19 protein-coding genes and 1 tRNA gene are annotated in these 22016 nt (G+C 37.8%); 10 read left to right on the top strand and 10 right to left on the bottom strand.

The window, feature by feature from the left end; translation table 11 throughout:
- Nucleotides 1–22 precede the first annotated feature (22 nt).
- The gene (gene hypF, locus LG402_RS11370) at nt 23–2326 is read left to right on the top strand and encodes a carbamoyltransferase HypF (RefSeq protein WP_227335426.1); all 2304 of its coding nucleotides are present in this window, start codon (nt 23–25) and stop codon (nt 2324–2326) included.
- Nucleotides 2327–2420: 94 nt separating this feature from the next.
- Entirely contained in the window at nt 2421–3173 is a 753-nt protein-coding gene (locus tag LG402_RS11365; protein WP_227335424.1) for a MipA/OmpV family protein, read from the top strand.
- 72 nt (nt 3174–3245) lie between these two features.
- Here LG402_RS11365 and LG402_RS11360 read toward each other — a convergent pair.
- From LG402_RS11360 to gapA, 3 genes are all read right to left on the bottom strand, one after another.
- Nucleotides 3246–4456 (bottom strand): IS3 family transposase gene (locus LG402_RS11360; protein ID WP_227335422.1). Its coding sequence is split into 2 segments (ribosomal slippage): nt 3246–4114 and nt 4114–4456, totalling 1212 coding nucleotides; the frame shifts between segments, so codons are not numbered across the junction.
- 118 nt (nt 4457–4574) lie between these two features.
- Nucleotides 4575–5459 (bottom strand): D-hexose-6-phosphate mutarotase, encoded by an 885-nt coding sequence (locus tag LG402_RS11355; protein ID WP_166540514.1) that lies wholly within the window; start codon nt 5457–5459, stop codon nt 4575–4577.
- A 114-nt stretch (nt 5460–5573) separates the two neighbouring features.
- Nucleotides 5574–6569, bottom strand: coding sequence for a glyceraldehyde-3-phosphate dehydrogenase (gene gapA, locus LG402_RS11350; RefSeq protein ID WP_036936343.1), 996 nt, complete (start codon nt 6567–6569; stop codon nt 5574–5576).
- Between the two features lie 343 nt (nt 6570–6912).
- Here gapA and msrB point away from each other — a divergent pair, with 343 nt between their 5' ends.
- Both msrB and LG402_RS11340 read left to right on the top strand, forming a co-directional pair.
- Nucleotides 6913–7350: a peptide-methionine (R)-S-oxide reductase MsrB gene (gene msrB / locus LG402_RS11345; protein WP_072068316.1), complete on the top strand. Its 438-nt coding sequence runs from the start codon at nt 6913–6915 to the stop codon at nt 7348–7350.
- A gap of 82 nt (nt 7351–7432) precedes the next feature.
- Nucleotides 7433–7714 carry a YeaC family protein gene (locus LG402_RS11340; RefSeq protein ID WP_036912841.1) on the top strand — a complete coding sequence of 94 codons (282 nt, stop codon included), beginning with the start codon at nt 7433–7435 and terminating at the stop codon, nt 7712–7714.
- A 106-nt stretch (nt 7715–7820) separates the two neighbouring features.
- On the opposite strand, the gene pncA is transcribed toward LG402_RS11340, so the two are convergent.
- From pncA to sppA, 3 genes are all read right to left on the bottom strand, one after another.
- Complete coding sequence (gene pncA / locus LG402_RS11335; RefSeq protein ID WP_227335417.1) at nt 7821–8465, bottom strand: bifunctional nicotinamidase/pyrazinamidase; 645 nt, start codon at nt 8463–8465, stop codon at nt 7821–7823.
- A gap of 22 nt (nt 8466–8487) precedes the next feature.
- Nucleotides 8488–9510: an asparaginase gene (gene ansA, locus LG402_RS11330; protein WP_109407661.1), complete on the bottom strand. Its 1023-nt coding sequence runs from the start codon at nt 9508–9510 to the stop codon at nt 8488–8490.
- Nucleotides 9511–9755: 245 nt separating this feature from the next.
- Nucleotides 9756–11612 carry a signal peptide peptidase SppA gene (gene sppA / locus LG402_RS11325; RefSeq protein ID WP_227335412.1) on the bottom strand — a complete coding sequence of 619 codons (1857 nt, stop codon included), beginning with the start codon at nt 11610–11612 and terminating at the stop codon, nt 9756–9758.
- 546 nt (nt 11613–12158) lie between these two features.
- On the opposite strand from sppA, the gene LG402_RS11320 reads away from it, so the two are divergent.
- From LG402_RS11320 to LG402_RS11310, 3 genes are read left to right on the top strand one after another with little or no spacing between them, the layout of a single operon-like run.
- Nucleotides 12159–12710 carry an NAD(P)H nitroreductase gene (locus tag LG402_RS11320; RefSeq protein ID WP_227335411.1) on the top strand — a complete coding sequence of 184 codons (552 nt, stop codon included), beginning with the start codon at nt 12159–12161 and terminating at the stop codon, nt 12708–12710.
- Between the two features lie 15 nt (nt 12711–12725).
- The gene (gene selD, locus LG402_RS11315) at nt 12726–13769 is read left to right on the top strand and encodes a selenide, water dikinase SelD (protein WP_227335409.1); all 1044 of its coding nucleotides are present in this window, start codon (nt 12726–12728) and stop codon (nt 13767–13769) included.
- A gap of 4 nt (nt 13770–13773) precedes the next feature.
- A complete protein-coding gene (locus LG402_RS11310) occupies nt 13774–15735 on the top strand; it encodes a DNA topoisomerase III (RefSeq protein ID WP_166540508.1) in 1962 nt (653 codons plus the stop codon).
- Between the two features lie 66 nt (nt 15736–15801).
- Here LG402_RS11310 and xthA read toward each other — a convergent pair whose 3' ends face one another.
- Complete coding sequence (gene xthA, locus LG402_RS11305; RefSeq protein WP_227335408.1) at nt 15802–16608, bottom strand: exodeoxyribonuclease III; 807 nt, start codon at nt 16606–16608, stop codon at nt 15802–15804.
- A gap of 441 nt (nt 16609–17049) precedes the next feature.
- Here xthA and LG402_RS11300 point away from each other — a divergent pair, with 441 nt between their 5' ends.
- Entirely contained in the window at nt 17050–17913 is an 864-nt protein-coding gene (locus LG402_RS11300; RefSeq protein WP_166540506.1) for a LysR family transcriptional regulator, read from the top strand.
- 30 nt (nt 17914–17943) lie between these two features.
- Here LG402_RS11300 and LG402_RS11295 read toward each other — a convergent pair.
- The 3 genes from LG402_RS11295 to LG402_RS11285 form a co-directional block, all read right to left on the bottom strand.
- Nucleotides 17944–18028, bottom strand: a tRNA-Tyr gene (locus LG402_RS11295).
- Nucleotides 18029–18282: 254 nt separating this feature from the next.
- Nucleotides 18283–19131 carry a formyltetrahydrofolate deformylase gene (gene purU, locus LG402_RS11290; RefSeq protein WP_166540505.1) on the bottom strand — a complete coding sequence of 283 codons (849 nt, stop codon included), beginning with the start codon at nt 19129–19131 and terminating at the stop codon, nt 18283–18285.
- Nucleotides 19132–19169: 38 nt separating this feature from the next.
- Nucleotides 19170–19643, bottom strand: coding sequence for a YchJ family protein (locus LG402_RS11285; RefSeq protein ID WP_109407654.1), 474 nt, complete (start codon nt 19641–19643; stop codon nt 19170–19172).
- A gap of 149 nt (nt 19644–19792) precedes the next feature.
- Between LG402_RS11285 and rssB the strand changes: the two genes are divergently transcribed.
- Both rssB and galU read left to right on the top strand, forming a co-directional pair.
- Complete coding sequence (rssB, locus tag LG402_RS11280) at nt 19793–20812, top strand: two-component system response regulator RssB (protein ID WP_227335406.1); 1020 nt, start codon at nt 19793–19795, stop codon at nt 20810–20812.
- A 179-nt stretch (nt 20813–20991) separates the two neighbouring features.
- Nucleotides 20992–21900, top strand: coding sequence for a UTP--glucose-1-phosphate uridylyltransferase GalU (galU, locus tag LG402_RS11275; protein WP_109407652.1), 909 nt, complete (start codon nt 20992–20994; stop codon nt 21898–21900).
- The last annotated feature ends 116 nt before the right edge of the window (nt 21901–22016 follow it).

The following is a 22016-nucleotide window of genomic DNA, read 5'->3' as shown; positions in this document are numbered from 1 at the left end:
TTTATTTTGATTTGGTGATCCTATGAGTAACGGCATTGCATTGCGTGTGAAAGGTAAGGTTCAAGGCGTGGGTTTTCGTCCATTTGTTTGGCAATTAGCCCATCGTTTTGGTTTATTCGGGCAAGTGAGTAACGACAGTTTAGGTGTATTGGTGCATTTAACGTCTTCACCTAAAAATACACTTTTTATCGAAGCACTAAAAGCTGAATGCCCTCCATTAGCACGCATTGAACGTATAGAAGAATCACCCTATCAATGGGAACAGTTACCGACAGACTTTATTATTGTAAAAAGTGGTGGCGGTGAAATGGATACACAAGTGGTACCTGATGCCACGACTTGCAAAGCATGTATTGATGAACTGTTTGATCCCCAAAACCGTCGTTTTCATTATCCTTTTATTAACTGCACACACTGTGGACCTCGTTTTACTATCATAAAAAAAATGCCTTATGATAGGCCATTTACCTCGATGTCTGAATTTCCATTTTGCCCTGAATGTAAACATGAATATGAAGATCCTGCAGACAGACGATTCCATGCTCAGCCTAATGCGTGTCCTGTCTGTGGGCCTTATATTTGGCTTGCGAATGAGCAGGGAGAAGAGTTTGCAATCAAAGAATTTGCATTAACTCAAGCCTGCGAAGCGTTACTTGCTGGAAAAATTGTTGCTGTTAAAGGTATTGGTGGTTTTCATTTAGTATGTGATGCACGTAATAATGAGAGCGTTGCATTACTACGAAAACGCAAATACCGACCTGCGAAGCCATTAGCTGTGATGATCACTGGAATTGATCAAATTAAAGAAGATAATCAAGATCCTGATTTTCTTCCAACCGCTATCCAAACTCTGCAAAGCACTGCAGCTCCAATTGTATTAGTCCCTAAAACGGTTGCGCCTAAACTTGCGGAGCTTATTGCGCCAGGATTAACTGAAATTGGTGTTATGTTGCCAGCCAATCCATTACAACATTTATTAGCGCGCGGCACGAATATTCCACTGGTTATGACATCAGGAAATGCATCTGGTCACACTCCTGCATTAAGTAACGAAGATGCTTTAATGCAGCTTCACGATATTGCTGATCTATTCTTGATGCATAATAGAGAGATTATACAGCGAGCTGATGATTCATTAGTGCGTATTGAAGATAAGCAGAGTGTTATGATCCGCCGTTCTCGTGGCTATGTTCCTGATGCTATTTCATTACCTGACGATTTTGAACCACAACCCTCAGTGCTTGCAATGGGGGGGGATCTCAAAAATGTATTTTGCTTATTACGTCAGCATCAAGCCATTATGGGGCCTCATTTAGGGGATCTTGATGATTTAAGTGTACGCCAACAACTGATGAAATCATTAGATCTTTTTCAGCAAATTTATCGCTTTACGCCTAAAGCAATTGCGGTAGATGCACATCCTAATTACATTAGTCATCAACTGGGTAAACAATTTGCTCAAGAACAAAATATTCCTCTCATTGAAGTTTTTCACCATCATGCGCATATTGTTTCTTGTCTAGCTGAACATGGACATACCCATCAGCAAGGTGCTGTAGTAGGCATTGCACTTGATGGTTTAGGCTATGGGCAAGATGGTTCTTTATGGGGGGGAGAATGCCTACGGGTGGATTATCAAAAATCAGAACGAATAGGTGGGCTTCCTGCAGTTGCTATGCCTGGGGGAAATTTAGCTTCGATTCAACCTTGGCGAAACTGGTTCGCACATTTAGCTACTTTTTCTAAGAATTGGCAAGGTAGTGTTATCACCCAATTGATACCTAGTAATGATTTGCAAATATTAAGTAAGGCAGTAGAACGTGGTTTAAATTCGCCTAAAGCCTCTTCTTGTGGGCGTTTATTTGATGCGGTTTCAGCATCATTAGGATTAGCTCCTAAAGAAATAAGTTGGGAGGGTGAAGCAGCCAGTTACCTACAAACAGCAGCATTAGCGTGTCAAAAAGAAAAACAAACGGAAATTATCAAGCAATATGGGCATTTAATGCCTATAAAGAATAACTTGCTTGAACTGTCTGTTTTTTGGTCGCAATGGGAAAGTGTGAAGCTCAATGTCAGTGAAAAGGCGTGGCTATTTCATTATTTATTAGCTGAAAGTTTAGGCAATATTGCATTGCAATATGCCGATGAACATCAGATTGAGACCGTTGTACTTACGGGCGGTGTGTTAAATAACACATTACTCAAACATATGTTTAAGAAAAAATTAAACAATAAAAAAGTACTAACCCCTATGATGTTGCCCGTTGGAGACGGTGGTATTGCATTAGGGCAAGCACTGATTGCTACACATTTAATGCAAAACTAAAATAATTATAGGTAAAATAATATCGGTTCTAGTTAATTGTGACTGAAATTGGTTTTTGGTTGCTACTTTATTAATGACAATATGGAAAATCATCGTGAGTAATAAGAAGATTATCATTTCTTTAGCCGTTATTGCAGGACTTAGCACACCAGCAGCATTTGCTGGAGAATGGTCAATTGGTGGCTCAGTCTTAGCACAAGTCACTCCTTATAAAGGGGCTAAATCAAAAGATTATTTATTACCCGTGCCACAAGTTAACTACCAATCAGAAAATTTCTATTTTGCGACATTAGCCGCAGGGTATTACTTGTGGAACACACCTAAAGATAAACTTTCTGTTGATTTGCACTATTATCCTCAAGCTTATAAACCAAGTGATAGCGATGACGAGCAAATGAAAAAATTGAATCGTCGTCGTGATACTATGATGGGGGGGTTTACTTATAAACACCATGAATCATGGGGTAGCTTAAGAGCGATTGTTTCTGGTGATATGCTGGGTAAAAGTAATGGTATTATTGCTGATGCTGCCTATTTATATCCTTTCGAATTAGGTAATTGGTCTTTCCAACCTGGTGCGGGTATTGTTTGGGAAAACAAAAAGCAAAATCGTTATGCGTATGGTATTACTCATGCAGAATCACAGCGTAGTGGTTTAGCTGAATACACACCAAATGATAGTTGGAGACCTTATTTCGAGATTTCTGCCAACTACAAATTTGCTGAAAAATGGAACTTCTTTGCTATGGGGCGTGTTGACCATTTACCAAGTGAAGTTAAAGACAGCCCAATGGTGAATAAGTCTGTAACTGCGATTGTGTGGACTGGTGTGACTTATACATTCTAATCAATGTCTGTATGACGCTATAGATATTTTAATAGGCTATTTTGACTAGTCCTGATATAAGTTGACAACTTTTCAGGCATAAAACGCTCGATGTACTTCATCGGGCGTTTTATAGTTTAACGATAAGTGTGGCCGTTTTTCATTATAGAGTTGAATTGATTCTTCTACTAATTTTCTTGCTTGTTCCAGATTACTCGGTTTTATCAGTAGATACTCCATTTTTAATATTCCATTAATTCGTTCTGCTAAGGCATTTTGATAACAATCATACCCATCAGTCATAGAACATTGAATATTATGCTCTTTATGTATCTCCTGATATTCCGAAGAACAATACTGTATCCCTCGATCTGAATGATGGATTAACGAAGTTGTCGAAGTCCGTTTTTTTAACGCCTGAACCAACGATTTCTTCACTGAACTTGTTTTCATATTGTTATCTAAATGATATCCCACGATTTTTCGTGAATACGCATCCGTAATTAAACTTAAATAAGTATCACCTTCATGCGTCGATAAATAGGTAATATCTGCCACCCAAAGCTGTTCTGGTTGTGTGGGGATAAACCCTGACTTAATTAAATTAGGATGCCGATGAAAACGATGATGGCTTAAGGTTGTTCGATGATAAGCCCGTTTATTAGGCACCAGTAACTGATGTTCTTTCAATAAAGAAAATAGCCGATCACGACCAATAACCATCTGTTTTTGCTTTAAAATAAAATGTAATTTACGCCCACCCAGTCGAGGTTGTAAGACTCGTTCAGATTTAACAACATCAATAATGGCCGAATCTGCTTTCTTTCGTTCCTCAGTTCTATCCAGCCTCTTGTAATAAGCCTGTCGGCTGATCTGCATAAAACGGCAAGCAATTGTTACGGTGAGGTTTTTAACCGTTTTTTCTTTAATAACTCGGCTTTGCGCTTTTTTGACAAACGAACTCCAAAGTCTCTATCCATGACTTTAACCACAGCTTCGAAAAAATCGGATTTAAGCCGAGCTTCTTCAAGTTCCTTTTCAAGGATCTTAATGCGTTGTTCCGGCGTTTGTTGTTCAGAAGATTGGGTCATAGCTGAACCTCTATAAAAAGTATCAGGGGTACCGTTTGACCAATCTAACCTACCATGCTTACGAAGCCAAACTAAAACAGTAGAGCATCCTTGTATACCATAGTGATCTTGGGCTTGTTTATAGGTTATTTCGCCTTTTTCAACTTGGTCAACAAGCTGTAATTTAAAAGCGAGAGAATAATCGCGTTGAGTTCGTTTAGTGATTGGTTTCATTACATTCTCCAATTTCAGATTGGAAAAGTGTCAACCTTATTTAGGACGGGTCATTTATGACAAAAAAAGCTTCGATTTAAACCTCGAAGCTTTTTTATTTGTAATATGTGAATAATATTTATTTTTCAGCAATATTTTTACGAACACGTACTACCAGAGATAAACGACCAGGATGCACATTGTCTGGTTTTAATGGTTTATGGATACGTGCAGTTTCTACACAAGCCATTTTACGATAGCCGCCTGCACTCATATCTTTCATTGAACTTGCAAGCTCTGCGCCGGGGTTCCAGCACACCACATCACTATGGTGATAATGATGAACTTCAATTGTGCGATCCCAACCATCATCATGAATAAGATTAAAATCGTCAGGCTCTGTGTAAAGCCTGTCAGTGCGTCCATTAAAATGTAATGCGGTTTCATCAGTATAGACTTCTTTGTCCGCTACAGTGTCAATGTAGTGGCCTCCTAATCCGGTAACGGAGACATTATCAATATCACTCACATTAAAATAAGAGTGAAGGGCAGCTGTTGCTTCATAATCACCGTAAGATTCTAATTCTACTTCACAAGTTGCCCCTAATTTAAAACGAGCAATTAAAGTAAACGGATGAGGCCAATATTTTTGTGTTTGTTGGCTCTCTTTTAGTGTCATTGTAATAAGTACGCCGTCATCTTGTTCTGTGTGAGCGCTAAATTCCCAAGGTAGAATACGTGCAAATCCATGACTAGGTGTACCTGCTGAAGCGAACCAAGGCCAGCAAATAGGGATACCGCCACGAATGGCAACACCGGGAGTGAATAGAGATGCTTCACTGAGCCAAAAGACAGGGTGTTCTTGTGCTGGTTGCCAAGCAATTAAATGTGCACCTTGAAGGCTAATAGCTGCTCGTACTTTAGGATGTGAAATAACAAGGATAGGAAGTTCACCTAATTGCCGACGACTTAAATAAGGTGATATTTGTTCAATAATCGGCAATGAAAATATTTTCTCGTTCATTATCTTTTGGCCTTCTGTCACTGACTATTTCAATACAATAAACTGACTGGCTGGAAAATAAAAGAGCCACCTAAAAGGTGGCTCTAAGCAAAATCTTGATTTACTAGGCTCTAATTATTTAGAGATATGAGAAATCAGATCCAGAACTTTGTTTGAATAACCAACTTCGTTGTCGTACCAAGCAACTAATTTAACAAAGTTGTCGTTCAGAGCGATACCTGCTTTAGCATCAAATACTGAAGTCAGAACTTCGCCATTGAAGTCAGTTGAAACAACTGCATCTTCAGTGTAACCCAGAACGCCTTTCAGTTCGCCTTCAGCTGCTGCTTTGATAGCATCACAGATTTGTGCGTAAGAAGCTGGTTTTTCCAGACGTGCAGTCAGGTCAACAACAGAAACGTTAGGAGTAGGAACACGGAAAGACATACCAGTCAGTTTGCCGTTCAGTTCAGGAATAACTTTACCTACAGCTTTAGCAGCACCAGTTGATGATGGGATGATGTTTTGAGAAGCACCACGACCACCACGCCAGTCTTTTGCAGAAGGACCATCAACAGTACGTTGAGTTGCAGTTGTTGCGTGAACAGTAGTCATCAGACCTTCAACGATACCGAAGTTGTCGTTGATAACTTTAGCTAAAGGCGCTAAGCAGTTAGTAGTACAAGATGCGTTAGAAACAATATCTTGGCCTGCGTATGATTTATGGTTTACGCCCATTACGAACATAGGAGTGCTGTCTTTTGAAGGACCAGTCAGAACAACTTTTTTCGCGCCAGCTTGGATGTGTTTACGAGCAGTTTCGTCAGTTAAGAACAGGCCAGTTGCTTCTGCAACAACGTCAGCACCGACTTCGTTCCATTTCAGATTTGCTGGATCTCTTTCTGAAGTTACGCGGATGGTTTTACCATTAACAACGAGGTGGCCATCTTTTACTTCAACAGTACCGTTGAAACGGCCATGAGTTGAATCGTATTTCAGCATGTATGCCATGTAGTCTGCGTCTAACAGATCGTTAATACCTACGATTTCGATATCTGAACGTTCTTGAGCAGCACGGAAAACGATGCGGCCGATACGACCAAAACCATTAATACCTACTTTGATAGTCATATGTATTCCACCAGCTTTAATTTAGTGAATTAAAAAGTTGCTTCTAAAGTTACCAAAACCGCGCCAATCGTCAAGCGGAATCGTGTCAATAATTGCAAAAAATCAATTAAAAAAACACTTTTCGCTTAAAGATTGGTCGTTTTAGCTAAATGTTACGCTGTGTATTATCGGGATCAACGCCGATAAATGAAGTTACCTTTGCTCCGTTATGTGAAATTCATCACATTTCAAAAACTAAAGATTACTCTTGATGATTTTAGACTATATTTTTCAGATTTGTTGTTAAATCTTTGTTATTATTCACTGTTGTTTTAAAAAGCATTTTTCTGAGCACGAGGTCGATATGGCAGATAATGAAAAGAAAGTGAATATTTCAAGCAATAACAATCACCTTGATTTATCAACACTCAATGAAATGCAACGTTATGTGACGCAACAACACGGCACAGAGCCTCCGTTTAGTGGTAAGTTATTACATAACCGTCAAACTGGGATTTATCACTGTTTATGTTGTTCTGCTCCTTTATTTTATTCAGATACAAAATTTGATGCAGGATGTGGCTGGCCTAGTTTTTACCAACCTGTTAACAGTGATGCGATCCGCTATATTGATGATTTTTCTCATAATATGAAAAGAACGGAAATACGTTGCCAGCAGTGTGATGCACATTTAGGTCATGTCTTTAATGATGGCCCTGCCCCTACAGGGGAGCGTTATTGTGTTAATTCAGCTTCACTGTCATTTACAAACAGTGAGACAGGTGAAGAGCAGAAAGGTTGATAGCCATTAAATTAACAAAAATATAACAAATGAAAAAACGATTCAGCCATTTTAAGTGATGATTTAGCTTATGGAGCAATCAATGGAAGTTAATGAACTTATTTCGATGGTAACCCCTGAAATTTACCAACGTATTTCCACCGCAGTTGAATTAGGCAAATGGCCTGACGGCGTTGCATTGACTGATGAACAAAAAGAACATTGCATGCAGATTGTTTTATTATGGCAAGCAAAAAATAACCACACACCTGAGCATATGACAGTAGGCACTAATGGGCAAATTACCATGAAGAGCAAACAAGAATTAAAAGCTCAGTTTCAATCTGAACGTTTGGCAACGCTAACGCCAATGGATGATGACTAAAACATATGGTGAATGGATAGAATTAATATAAAAAGGGCTACTTATTAACTGAATTGGTTAAAAATAGCCCCTTTCTGATTTTATGAAGATAAAGAAAGTAACGAACCTATTGATTGTTACGATTAAGCCAATGTGCTGAATCTATTAATGTCGCTCCCTTTGCTTGCATCTCTTCTAGCGCTACTTGGCTGTCATTATCTTGAATATTGACACCACGGCAACCGTCAGTAATAACAGATACTTGATAACCTAACTGTAAAGCATCCATGACTGTAAATTTAACGCAGTAATCAGTAGCAATACCAAGAATATAAAGATGTTTTATATTAAGCGTTTGCAAAAGGGTATGTAAGCCTGTTTGATATTCATGGTCGTTATCAAAAAAGGCACTATAGCTATCAATAAGGCGGTTTTGGCCTTTGTAAATAATATGGTTAATCAGTGTGTGATTGAGCTCAGGATGAAATTCAGCGCCGTGAGAATTTTGTACGCAATGTACTGGCCACCAAACTTGAGGTAACCCGTTCAGTTTCCCTATTTCACCTACAACAGTACCTGAGTTTTCAGCAAAACTAAGATGATCGGCAGGATGCCAATCTAAACTTGCAATAATTGGGCTTTTAGTTCGCTTGAAACCATTAATGAGCTGATTAGCTGTTTGAATAACCATCTCACTCTCGTTAACAGCTAAAGCACCCCCTGTACAAAAATCGTTTTGTATATCAACCAGTAATAGCGCAGAGTTTTTCACGAAAGTTGCCCTTTTATTAAGCTTAGTCGTTATCGTTTAATGTCATTTCACCGCGAAGGTTTTGTTGCATTAAGCGACAAATTTCAGTGTAATCATATTGTTGGCTAAGGAGATAATGCAGTTTAGTTAATGTTGCCTCAAATGTCATATCATAACCACTAATAACGCCGACTTCAGCTAAGGCTTGACCTGTTGCATAACCTTCCATATTCACTCGACCAGAAATACATTGTGTAAGATTAATAACCACAATGCCACGCTCTGTTGCTTCGCGCAGTGTAGAAAGTAAAGCAGGGTGTGACGGCGCATTACCCACGCCATAAGAACGTAATATTAATGCTTTCACGGGCTGCATCAGAATATTTTTAACTATTTCATCTGAAAGGCCTGGGTAAATGGTGACAACACCAATGGGTTGAGGCGTAATATTATGCGCAATAAATTCTCCTTTTCCTTTTGGAAATGAATTAATTTTAAATTGCTTAATATTAATCCCTGCTTCTAAAAGAGGGGCGCTATTCGGTGATGCAAACGCATTAAAACCATCTGCATGTGCTTTTACTGTGCGGTTACCGCGATACAGTGTGTTATTAAAGAAAAGTGCGACTTCATTAATTGGATGATGTGCAGCTAAATAGAGCGCATTTAATAGATTCGTTTGTCCGTCAGAACGCAAAGCTTCTAAAGGAATTTGAGAGCCAGTGACAATAATGGGTTTACTGAGATTCTCGAACATAAAAGAGAGTGCTGAGGCTGTAAATGCCATGGTATCAGTACCATGAAGAATAACGAATCCGTCATAGTTATGATAATTATCATTAATATCATCAGCGATAGATTGCCAGTCTTCAGGTGTGATATTTGAAGAATCAATTAAAGGAAGGTGCTCTTTGATTGTAAAATCGGGCATCTCTTCACGATGGAATTCTGGCATTTTAGCTAATTGGCGTTGTAAATGCCCTGATACAGGAATATAGCCATGTTCAGAATGTTGCATACCAATAGTACCGCCAGTATAAACAACGTAGATTGATTTCTTTTGCATCAGACAAAGCACTCTTATTAAGCTGTGAGAAATACCTGATTATAGGGAGTTTGTAGAATAAAAAAAGGAAAGGGCGCTAAAAAAAAGAAAATAGAAACTATCTAATATCTGCTTTAAATCATTGTGTTAAAAATTGCTTGAATACAAACGAACAAAAAGTATTTATCAGAAGATTATTCTACCAAAGGCCAGAAAAATAGAGGAATACACCCACTCTATATGAGCAGGTGTATAGATTGAAAAGATTATTGAATATCACCACAAGATAAACAATACGCATAGCGATTTAGCGGATCGTTCATATTGCGATAAAACTCAGTCTGTGTTTTAACTTCTTTTAAAACAGGTGCTGGCAAATAAGCTTGTAATGGATCAGGAATAAGCGCTTTTGCGTTAGAGGATAAACTCATTATGATCTGTTCTGACAGACTTAATTCAGGTTTCATCCAATCAACAACCGGTTGATCGATTTTTGCCATTTTAGCAACTGTATCAATAGCATCATCAAAATCACCAAACTCATCGACTAAACCGACATTTTTTGCATCTATTCCTACCCATACACGACCTTGAGCAATCAGATCAATTTGAGCCGGTGTTTTCTTCCGTGATTCAGCGACTAAATTAAGGAAAGTCTTATAACCACTTTCGATATTTAGCTGTAAAAGCTCTGCAAACTCTTCCGGTAGCTTATTAGTGACAGATAATCCGGCTAAGGGTGAAGTTGTGACGCCATCAGTATGAACACCAATAGACTCTAAGCTGTTTTCAAACGTATTAATAACGCCAAAAATACCAATAGAGCCTGTTAATGTTGAAGGGCTAGCAATAATCTTATTTGCAGGGGTTGAGATCCAATATCCGCCTGATGCAGCCATGCCACCCATTGATACAACCACATGTTTTTTCTGTTGTTTAAAAGCAGCAACTTCACTGCGTATTTGCTCTGAAGCTGAAACACTACCACCAGGGCTATTTACACGTAATACAAGCGCTTTAATGTTCGGATCTAAACGTGCTTGGCGAATTTGATTCGCAATAGTTGAACCACCCGCTGAGCCAGGGATGCTTTCACCATCAATAATGGCACCTTGGACAACCACTACGGCAATATTTCCTTCATCACTTGCAGGCAATGAAGAGGTTAGCGTATCGGCATAATCATAAATGCTGATATTGTTAAATTGCTTATTCTCTTTATCCCACTGGAAGGTTTCTGTCATATCAGCTTCAAATTGAGCGTATGAGCTTACAGAATCCACTAATTTACGATTTAGCGCATAAGTTGCGTTATCCCCATCTGCTTTGCGCAGCTGAGCAATCATCTCTTTTGCACCTGGGAAAACATCTTCTGTGGTAATACTACGGTTTTCGGCAACTTGGGTTAAATATGCAGACCACAGCGCATTAACTAAACGTAATGAAGCTTCACGAGACTCTGCTGACATATCATTGCGCATTAATGGCTCAACCGCAGATTTATACGTTCCTACGCGGAAAATATGGGTACTAATCTTTAAATTTTCTAACAGTGTTTTGTAATAGAGGTTTTGAAAACCAAAACCGTAAACACCCACCCCACCTTGGGGCGTGAGATAGACTTTATCGGCATAAGAGGCGAGGTAATATTGAGACTGGCTGTAATAACCACTTACTGCAAAAATAGGTTTACCTGTCTTTTTAAACTCATTAAGCGCTTTACCAATATAATTTAGTGAAGGTTGATCAGCACCTGCGAATTCATCAAGTTTTAATACCATTCCTTTAATTTTCGGATCTTGAGAAGCTAGGCGTAGCGTATCAACAACTTCAAATAAGGAGTTTTCTTGAAGTTGGCTACTTGATACACCTAAAAGCTCACGTCCAACTTCACCTAAAGGGTTTTGTGTTGCGGTTTGGTCAACAATCACACCTTTAAGATCAACAAGAAGGGCGCCTTCATAATCAACTGGTTTTTGTGCTTCTTTGGTGATTAAGAAAATACCAAAGACCATAAAGAGAAGGAAAAAGAAAATAACGTTTAAGATTAATTTCCTGATAAAGTTAATGGCTTGCCAACTAAATTTTAATATTGCGCCGATTAACTCCATAATTTTATTCATATTATCTCCACATCATGTAAAGCTAAATTTTAATCCTAAACAGTCATGCTAGAATTATTGGTAAGCAGGCTACATCCACATAATCTCATACTATTAAAACAAAATATGTTGTTAGCAATAGAGGGAATAGCAATAACAATGAAGGAATATTCTAATATAGCTCTTATTGAATGTCTGTCATTGATTTTTAGGAAACCATTAATGATAACCTTTTGTTTAAGGTGTTATTAAGCAAACATTTATCTTACGTGAAAATATCTAAAAAATGTCACATAAAAAGGCATCAAAGTAATATAGGAAATAGTCGAATTACAAAGGAAAGTAGGTTCAAAATAAGTTTAAATTAACTTAGGTAAGTTAAGATTAATCATTTTGTGAACAATAAATTACGATTAAATAATCATACAACTGATTTTTAGAAAAATTCCCGCCTAAATCTGTGGATGGTGGTAATATAACAGTTTGTTATACTGCGAATTGATAAGAACTGTCCATCCCCATAAGAATGGGATCTTGCTAAAATAAAATGCTGACAGGAGAATAAAAATGGATGCATTAACACTGCTTTTGAAACGCCGTTCAGCTTCTCGACTGACTACTCCAGCCCCCGATAGTGAAGCCCTTAATACTATTTTACAGGCGGGTATGCGCGCGCCTGATCATGGTGCACTTAAGCCTTGGCACTTTATTGTGATGCAAAACGAAGGCATTGAGCGTTTTAGCCAATTACTGCATAAAGCGGCTGTTGTGGGTAATTTAGGGCCAGAAGTTGAAGAAAAAGCAAAAAATGCACCTTTTCGTGCCCCTTTGATCATCACAGTTATTGCAAAAGTGAAAGATCATCCGAAAGTGCCTGAATGGGAACAAGTGGTTGCTGCTGGTTGCAGTGTACAAGCAATGCAAATGGCCGCTGTTGCACAAGGATTTGGGGGAATTTGGCGTTCAGGCTCTTGGACTCATGATGCAGTCGTAAGAGAAGGACTTGGCTGTGGTGAACATGACCAAATTATTGGCTTTCTGTATATAGGTACACCAGCCTTAAAAGCGCCAAACACGGTTTCTCCTGCCGACTTAACTGATTTTGTGACTTATTTTTAAAAAGGATGGCATGTTATGTCTGAAGCAATTCGTTTAACACAATACAGTCATGGTGCAGGCTGTGGTTGTAAGATCTCGCCAAAAGTTTTAGAAACTATTTTGCACAGTGAGCAAGCTAAATTTCATGATCCTCATTTACTCGTGGGTAATGAAACCAAAGATGATGCTGCTGTTTATGATTTAGGAAATGGCACCGGTATTATTAGTACCACAGATTTCTTTATGCCTATCGTTGATAACCCTTATGATTTCGGGCGCATCGCTGCAACGAATGCTATCAGTGATATCTTTGCCATGGGTGGAAAACCCATCATGGCAATTGCTATTTTGGGATGGCCTATTGATAAATTGGCACCTGAAATTGCACGTGAAGTGATTGAAGGTGGGCGAGCCGCTTGCCAAGAAGCTGGAATTTCACTGGCTGGTGGACATTCTATTGATGCACCAGAGCCTATTTTCGGACTTGCTGTAACGGGTGTCGTTCCTGTGAGCAAAGTAAAGAAAAACAGTGAAGCGAAAGCCGGATGCCAGTTATTTTTAACAAAACCTTTAGGCATTGGTGTGTTAACAACTGCTGAGAAAAAAGGTTTATTAAAACCAGAACACCAAGGTTTAGCAACAGAAATGATGTGCCGTATGAACAAAGCTGGTGCTGATTTTTCTGATATCGAAGGTGTTACTGCAATGACCGACGTTACAGGGTTCGGTTTATTAGGTCACTTGAGTGAGATTTGTGATGGCTCTGGTGTGCAAGCTACTATTCATTTTTCACAAGTACCAAGATTGCCAGAAGTTGAATCATATATCGAAAAAGGTTGTGTACCAGGAGGTACTGGGCGCAATTTCGAAAGTTATGGACACTTGATTGGTGAAATTACTGAAATGCAACGCAAATTACTTTGCGACCCACAAACTTCAGGTGGCTTATTATTAGCTGTATTACCTGAAGCTGTAGAACAAGTTAAAGACGTCGCGGCTCGTTTTGATATTGAACTAACCTCTATCGGTGAGTTAACTGAGCCAGTGGCAGGAAAAGCGTTGATTGAAGTGATTAACTAACGTAATGAGATTATTTATTGCAGAAAAACCCAGCCTTGCTCGTGCTATTGCTGATGTATTGCCAAAACCCCATAAACGGGGTGATGGCTTTATTCTTTGTGGTGATAACCAGTATGTGACATGGTGTGTTGGTCACTTGCTTGAACAAGCTGAGCCGGATGCATACGACCCGCGGTACGCCCGCTGGTCGTTAGATGATTTGCCTATTATTCCAGAAAAATGGCAACTCAAGCCTCGAGCTGATGTTAAAAAACAGCTAGAAACAATCAAGACACTACTTAAGCAGGCAAAAGAAGTGATCCACGCAGGTGACCCCGATCGCGAAGGCCAGTTGTTAGTCGATGAAGTACTTAACTATTTAAATATCAGCGAAGACCAAAGAAAGCAGGCGCGTCGTTGCTTAATTAATGACTTAAACCCAGCTGCTGTGACGCGCGCTATTGATAAATTACGTTATAACCATGAATTTATTCCATTATGTGTATCGGCTTTAGCAAGGGCAAGGGCTGACTGGCTTTATGGAATAAATATGACTCGAGCATATACGCTCTTAGGCCAGCGCAATGGTTATCAAGGCGTATTATCTGTAGGGCGAGTACAAACACCAGTATTAGGCTTAGTGGTTCGTCGTGATGAAGAAATTGAAAATTTTGTGCCTAAAGATTTCTTTGAAGTAAGAGCGCACGTTGTGACACCTGCAGATGAGCGCTTTACTGCAATTTGGCAGCCTAGTGAGCATTGTGAACCTTGGCAAGATGAGGAAGGGCGATTATTAAACCGAAAACTGGCAGAGCATGTTGTTGAGAGAATTAAAGACAAACCTGCCAATGTAACGGATTATCAAGATAAGCAAGAGTCTGAAATAGCACCACTTCCTTTTTCACTTTCCGCATTACAAATTGAAGCGGCAAAACGCTTTGGTTTAAGCGCACAACAAGTCTTAGATACCTGTCAGCGATTATATGAAACACATAAATTAATCACATATCCCCGTTCTGACAGTCGTTATCTCCCAGATGAACATTTTGCAGGTCGTCATGCGGTGATTAATGCCATTAGCGTGCATGACGGAAGTTTATTACCGCAAGAAACCTTAGATATTGATAAAAAGAATCGTTGCTGGGATGACAAGAAAGTGGATGCGCACCACGCCATTATTCCAACAGCAAAAACAGGTAATATTTCGTTAAATGAAAACGAAAAAAATATTTACTATCTTGTTGCTCGCCAGTATTTAATGCAATTTATGCCTGATGCGGTTTATCGCAAATGCGTGATTGAACTTGATATTGAAAACGGTAAATTTATTGCTAAAGCTCGATTTTTAGCTCAAGCAGGTTGGCGTGTGTTATTAGGTGCCAAAGAGCAAGATTCGGAAAATGATGGTTCTGCATTACCTATAGTAAAAAAAGGTGATGAACTGTTGTGTGAAAAAGGTGAGATTGTTGAAAAACAAACACAACCTCCAAGGCCTTTTACAGATGCAACATTACTTTCAGCCATGACAGGTATTGCGCGCTTTGTTCAAGATAAAGAACTTAAGAAAATCCTAAGAGCGACGGATGGATTAGGTACTGAAGCGACAAGGGCGGGCATCATTGAATTACTGTTTAAACGTGGTTTTTTGCAAAAGAAAGGACGAGCCATTAATTCAACGCCAGCGGGTAGAGCATTAATTCATGTATTGCCAGATATGGCAACCTTACCGGATATGACTGCACATTGGGAGTCGATACTCACACAAATTAGTGAGAAACAATTTAAATATCAAGATTTTATGATGCCATTAAATAACACCTTGATAGAATTGATTACTCAAGCGAAACGTCGCCCGAATATTCAAGCTTTCAGAAATCTTCCTGCGCCAGCGCATAATAAAAAGCGCAAGACAGCAACTAAAGGAAGTAACAAAGCAAGCGCCACAAAAAATAAAGCGCAGAGTAAAGAAGCTGCGACTGATAATTAAGCCATAAATAAAAAGCACTTCCTTAAATAATAAGGAAGTGCTTTTTTGAATAATGATTAAAGACGATTAGATTTTAAATTCAGCCCATACAGGGGCATGATCGGATGGTTTTTCCATTCCACGAATATCGTAATCAATTCCTGTTGAAATACAATTATCCGCTAAACAACGACTGGCTAAGAGTAAATCGATACGTAGTCCACGGTTGTCATCAAATCCTTTAGAACGATAATCAAACCACGAGAATTTATCATCTGTTTCAGGATGTTGTTGGCGGAAAGTATCTGTTAATCCCCAGCCCATCAATGTTGCCAGCCATTCACGCTCTTCAGGTAGGAAAGAACATTTCCCTGTTTTTAACCAGCGTTTCATATTATTTTCGCCAATGCCAATATCTTTATCTGTTGGGCTAATATTTAAATCACCCATAATAAGCACTGGGGAGGTTGGTTTTAAACTGGTAGTTAGGTAATTTTGTAAATCAGCATAGAATTTTTCTTTTGCTGGAAATTTAGTTTCATGATCACGACTTTCACCTTGAGGAAAGTACCCATTCATTACAGTGAGTAATCCTGCGGGTGTTTCAATATCTGCCATGATCATTCGACGTTGAGCATCTTCGTCATCGCCAGGAAAGCCTTTACGTATTGCAACAGGTTTTGCTTTTGTTAATAAGGCAACGCCATAATGTCCTTTTTGGCCATGATAAAAAACATGGTAGCCCAAAGATCCCACACTTTCTAATGGGAACATATCATCATGAACTTTCGTTTCTTGAAGCCCGATAACGTCAGGTTGGTGTTTTTCTATGATAGCTTCAAGTTGGTGAGGGCGAGCACGTAAACCATTAATATTGAAAGAGACAAATTTCATGTGACTGTAACCATTTATATATTGAATAATAGGATGCCTTATACTATCAGGATCATAAAATGAATGTAAGTAAATCACTTAAATCATGGCACGGCTTATCAATAGAAAAATAAAATCAGATAAAATAAAGAGCAATCAAAGAAAGTACGATAAATTAATAAAAATAGTTAATTGCATAATAAAAATTATTAATTAAACAAAGTAGAAACATAAACTAATCTTTGATAGAAGAATATAAGTATTATTATTCTTTATATGTAAGGAATAATGACATAATAAAAATAGCATTGCGGTTATAAATTGTATTCATTAAAAGGAGGTAAGGAAATATTTATATAAAACTATATTTATATAAAATTAATTTTTAAATTAATTAATCTATATTTACATTAAATGAATTAATGAAATTATTTGTTCAACACAGCAAAGGAATGGTGAATTATGTTTTTTTCTCGTAAATTAGAAGCCTTTATGGCCGTAGTTGAAAATGGTTCATTAAGTAAAGCTGCTCGTGTCATGAATCGAACGACACCTCCAGTTGCTAAGTCTATAAAGGACTTTGAGGCAGTATTGGGAAAGCGTCTATTTAAGCGAGAGAAGTTTGGTATGAGCTTAACGCAAGAAGGGCTTGAACTTTATAATGATTTAAAATCACTTTATCTTCAGGAAAAAGAGATAACAAAAAAACATACCACAGGTATTATTAATAATAGTATTCATGTTTATTATGATTGGGGGAAAAGCCAGTATTTAACACAACTTTATCAGGCAGCTAATAAAAATTATTCACATATAAATATAATGCGATTCTCAAAAGAAAACTTTGATGAAATACCCGACTATGATGGAAATACATTAATATTAAGTTCAGAGAAAATTATTAGTGAAAGATTTAGTCTTATTCATAAAATAGACAATAAATATCTGGGGATTTGTTGTCAGCAAGAAGTTGCTAATAGTGCTAATAAGAATATTGATAAACTCTTAAGTGAAAATATTTGGTTATGTGATCCCGCATTATACAAAACAGCTAAAATAAAAAAATTAGAGAATGAAATAAGAGATGGGGGAAAATCTGTTTGCGTTAGAATGATGGATGATCTTAATTGTTGTTTACGTTTTATTCAAACGCACCATTCTCTTTTATTTACAGATGAAAACCCATTGAAAGATGAGTATGACGGAGAGCTCTGTTTTATTCCTTTAACTCAACCTACAATACTGTACAACTGTTATATTTATAAATCTAAGTATCATTCAAGCGTGTTGAATCGTTTTATTGATTTGATTGGAAAAATGGGATAAAAAATCTATTGGGATGAAGCTAAGAAGAGATGGTGGTGGGAGAAGGATTCGAACCTTCGAAGTCTGTGACGGCAGATTTACAGTCTGCTCCCTTTGGCCGCTTGGGTATCCCACCAACATTAAATTGTTCTGCTGTCCGTGACAGCGGGCGCAATAATACCAAATACCGAAGATCTGTAAAGCGCTATTTTGCTAAAAGTAGATCGTTTGCTGTAAAAATGTGCGTATTGTTCAGCTTTTGCGCTCTATCGTATTGATTTTAAGCAAAAACGTGAAAATTAATAGAAGATAAAACAAACCGCGATATGTTTTGTATCGCGGTTTATTTTTAGATAACTACAATGTATTCAATATTCATGGTTTGAGAACTTATAAAATAATTGTTCTGTTACCATAAACGAAGACACGTTGTGAAAGTACCCAATATAAAGCATGGCTAAGTACATTTTTCTCAACATCACGACCAGCTCTCATCATATCTTCTGCAGAAAATGTGTGGTCAACGTTAATTACGTTCTGTGTGATGATTGGGCCTTCATCTAAGTTATCATTTACGTAGTGAGCTGTAGCACCAATGATCTTGACTCCGCGCTCGTAAGCCTGATGGTAAGGGCGAGCACCAATAAAGGCCGGCAAGAAGGAGTGGTGAATATTGATAATTTGATTTGGGAAGTTTTGTACAAATGCAGGTGTTAATACACGCATGTATTTTGCGAGTACAACATAATCAGGTTTGTATTGATTAATTTGTGCAATTAACTTTTCATCATGTTGATCACGGGTTAATCCTTCATGACTAACAAGATGGAAAGGAATATCAAATTGCTCTACTAAATGTTTTAACGTGTCATGATTACCAATAACAGCGGCAATTTCCACATCCAGATCGCCAAATGCGCTCTTCATTAATAAATCGCCAAGGCAATGTGCTTCTTTGGTCACCATAACCACAATGCGACGACGACCTGCGGTATTCAATTCACGTTGAGAACCTTGCGGTAATGCATCATCTAAATCAGCAAGAAAAGTTTCATCATTAAAGATACCTTCAAGCTCAGTACGCATAAAAAAGCGACCAGTACGATGATCAACAAATTCACTATTTTGAACAATATTTAATTGATGCTTGTAGCAAATATTGGTGATTTTAGCGATAAGTCCTTTTGCATCAGGACAAATAGTACGCAGTATTTTTTTTTGAGTATTTGGGTGTTGCATGTATGGATAAATCCTTTCTTTTACTTCTGTGTTTGCAATTATTTGATGTTATTTTCACAACATTTTTTGTATTTACGCCCTGAACCACAAGGGCAGGGATCGTTTCGTCCCACTTTCGGTTTCACACCGTCAATATAAAACCAACAGCCATCTATTTTTAGAAAACGAGAGCGTTCATGTAAGTACTGTTTATCATCGGCATTTCTTTCAATAAAGCAAGCCGAGAATTCAACGTATGCCTCATTTTTATTTGTGCTCGCCTGCAATGAGATAATATTGAGCCCAAGCCATTGCGTATTTGGAAAGCCTGAAGTTAATTCATCGTGCAAGGATGCAACACGGCAAGAGGGGTGCCACGTCTTTATTAAGTAATCAGCATTATGTTTAACGAACGCGCTATAACGCGAACGCATTAATGCTTCTGCTGTTGGGGCATTTTTTTGCCCCGAATGGTAAGGCTCACAGCAATCAGAGTAGAATAATTGGCTATTACAGGGGCATAAATTCGACAAAATAATGTCCTAACTCACGTTATTAGTATGACGATTTCCCATAGATTGAAAAAAGTAATGATTGAGAATAATTAACGTCAATGTTGAACTAAACTAGTAATGTATCGCTAATTTATCAGCATGTGAAACGATAGTTACTGGAGTAACCAATGAATAAAGCCTTAGTGGGTAAAAAAATCTTGATAATTGATGATGAGGTTGTTTTTCGCACTATGCTGACGGAATACTTCTCACATGAAAAAGCGTGTGTTTATACAACCGATAACGGTAGCCAAGCATTATCTTTATTAGATAAGGGATTATTACCAGACCTTATTTTATGTGATATTCGTATGCCGGTTATGAATGGCCCTACGTTTTTGTGTCACCTTGAACAACGTAAACTTGCTATTCCTGTTATTGCTATTTCATGTACAGATAATATGTCTGAAGTAGATGATATGTTGCGCTTAGGGGCGCAAGAAATTTTTCTTAAGCCAATAATACATCTCGATAAATTAAAACAAAAAGTTATTGAAGTATTATGCCCAGGTTTTTTTGAATCAGTATTAATAGAAGGTATACATTTAGAACCTCTTTGGAATAGCTTGCGAAAAGATACACATTATATTCAGTCGTTCATAAAACAGATGCAACCTCAGGTTAAACAAGTTGTAGCGGGATATTGTGTTAATTATCGTCAGTTAAATGATATTGCTAAAATGGGATTGTTATTTGATATTGCTGCCTTATCAGAAGATCAAATTATTTTTTATTGTGTTGATATATCACGGGATGACGAAAATGGGCTTTTGGTCGCTTTACTCTTACGAGTTGTATTTAATGATGTATTAAAATCGTCAGAAAAAAATCGTTCCCTTCCAAGTATGTATAACATGTTGAATAAACTTAATAAAATGCTGAATGAAATAGGTGTAAAAGGGCAGTTTCCTATCACTTTAGGGTATTATCATACACAGAAAAAAAATATATTATTGGCATCAGCAGGATTACGAGCTGAAATAAAAACAGAGAGCAAAAAATTCGAATTGAATAGCGGTGTTCCTTTAGGTACTTTGCAACTTTTATATATTAACCAAATAAAATGTGAAGGAACAAACTGGCAATGTAAAATTTGGGATAATACGAATCAGATTAAATTAATGTTTTCCCCTATCTATAAAAGTTAAATTTAGATTAAATAAATACAGAATATCGTGCATATATTAAACATAAATGAAGAACTATCTCAATTAAGCGGTAGGGCTCTGTTTATCCTTAGATATTAGCTGGTATACTCTGGCGATTATTTTTTTATGTACCCATTCATATTTAAAAATAGAACGGTACGAATTGCAGGAGAAGTATAATGTCATCAGCAGTGCGTAAAGTTAGAAAAGCGGTGATCCCTGTTGCTGGATTAGGTACAAGAATGTTACCTGCAACTAAGGCAATTCCGAAAGAAATGTTGCCTGTGGTTGATAAACCACTTATTCAATATGTGGTTAATGAATGTATTGCAGCAGGTATTAATGAAATTGTCCTTGTCACACATTCTTCTAAAAACTCCATTGAAAACCATTTTGATACCAGCTTTGAATTAGAAGCTATTTTAGAAAAACGAGTTAAACGCCAGCTATTAGAAGAAGTACAAGGTATTTGCCCAAGCCATGTCACTATCATGCAAACTCGTCAAGGGATCGCAAAAGGATTAGGTCACGCTATTTTATGTGCAAAACCTTTAATTGGTGATGAGCCTTTTGCCGTTATTCTGCCTGATGTCATTTTAGATAGATACAGCGCAGATTTAACCAAAGTTAACCTGAAAGAGATGCTTTCCCATTTTGAGCGCTCTGGGGCAAGCCAAATTTTAGTTGAACCAGTACCCGAAGATGAAGTTTCTAACTATGGTATTGTTGATTGCATGGGAGAACAATTATGCCCAGGTGATAGCAAACCAATTACTCGTGTTGTCGAAAAACCGAAGAAAGAAGAAGCCCCTTCAAATTTATCTATCGTGGGCCGTTATGTGTTATCTGAAAGTATTTGGCCATTATTGGCAAAAACAGCGCCAGGTGCGGGTGATGAAATTCAGTTAACTGATGCGATTGCGATGCTGATTGAAAAAGAAGCCGTTGAGGCTTATCACCTACAAGGGAAAAGCCACGATTGTGGTAATAAATTAGGGTATATGAAAGCATTCGTAGAATATGGTATACAGCACGAAGAGTTTGGTGAAGATTTCGCACAATGGTTAAAATCATTAAAAGTAGAGTGAAATGACTCTGAGTGATAATCATTTTGTATGGTAGCTTTTATTGTATGATTCTTGCGAATACATCGTATTTTATAGGCAGATGATTTTGTGAGAAATGCTAGATAAAGTGATCACAA

Source organism: Proteus sp. NMG38-2, from assembly GCF_020640995.1.
Lineage (GTDB): Bacteria > Pseudomonadota > Gammaproteobacteria > Enterobacterales > Enterobacteriaceae > Proteus.
The sequence above is the reverse complement of the archived record's forward strand: the minus strand, read 5'-3'. Positions and strand labels throughout refer to the sequence as shown.

Bases quoted from the DNA above. Each gene is read 5' to 3' on its own strand.
- hypF (WP_227335426.1), top strand. From the start codon at position 23: ATGAGTAACGGCATTGCATTGCGTGTGAAAGGTAAGGTTCAAGGCGTG.
- LG402_RS11355 (WP_166540514.1), bottom strand. From the start codon at position 5,459: ATGAACGAGAAAATATTTTCATTGCCGATTATTGAACAAATATCACCT.
- gapA (WP_036936343.1), bottom strand. From the start codon at position 6,569: ATGACTATCAAAGTAGGTATTAATGGTTTTGGTCGTATCGGCCGCATC.
- msrB (WP_072068316.1), top strand. From the start codon at position 6,913: ATGGCAGATAATGAAAAGAAAGTGAATATTTCAAGCAATAACAATCAC.
- LG402_RS11340 (WP_036912841.1), top strand. From the start codon at position 7,433: ATGGAAGTTAATGAACTTATTTCGATGGTAACCCCTGAAATTTACCAA.
- ansA (WP_109407661.1), bottom strand. From the start codon at position 9,510: ATGCAAAAGAAATCAATCTACGTTGTTTATACTGGCGGTACTATTGGT.
- sppA (WP_227335412.1), bottom strand. From the start codon at position 11,612: ATGAATAAAATTATGGAGTTAATCGGCGCAATATTAAAATTTAGTTGG.
- LG402_RS11320 (WP_227335411.1), top strand. From the start codon at position 12,159: ATGGATGCATTAACACTGCTTTTGAAACGCCGTTCAGCTTCTCGACTG.
- selD (WP_227335409.1), top strand. From the start codon at position 12,726: ATGTCTGAAGCAATTCGTTTAACACAATACAGTCATGGTGCAGGCTGT.
- LG402_RS11310 (WP_166540508.1), top strand. From the start codon at position 13,774: ATGAGATTATTTATTGCAGAAAAACCCAGCCTTGCTCGTGCTATTGCT.
- xthA (WP_227335408.1), bottom strand. From the start codon at position 16,608: ATGAAATTTGTCTCTTTCAATATTAATGGTTTACGTGCTCGCCCTCAC.
- LG402_RS11300 (WP_166540506.1), top strand. From the start codon at position 17,050: ATGTTTTTTTCTCGTAAATTAGAAGCCTTTATGGCCGTAGTTGAAAAT.
- purU (WP_166540505.1), bottom strand. From the start codon at position 19,131: ATGCAACACCCAAATACTCAAAAAAAAATACTGCGTACTATTTGTCCT.
- rssB (WP_227335406.1), top strand. From the start codon at position 19,793: ATGAATAAAGCCTTAGTGGGTAAAAAAATCTTGATAATTGATGATGAG.
- galU (WP_109407652.1), top strand. From the start codon at position 20,992: ATGTCATCAGCAGTGCGTAAAGTTAGAAAAGCGGTGATCCCTGTTGCT.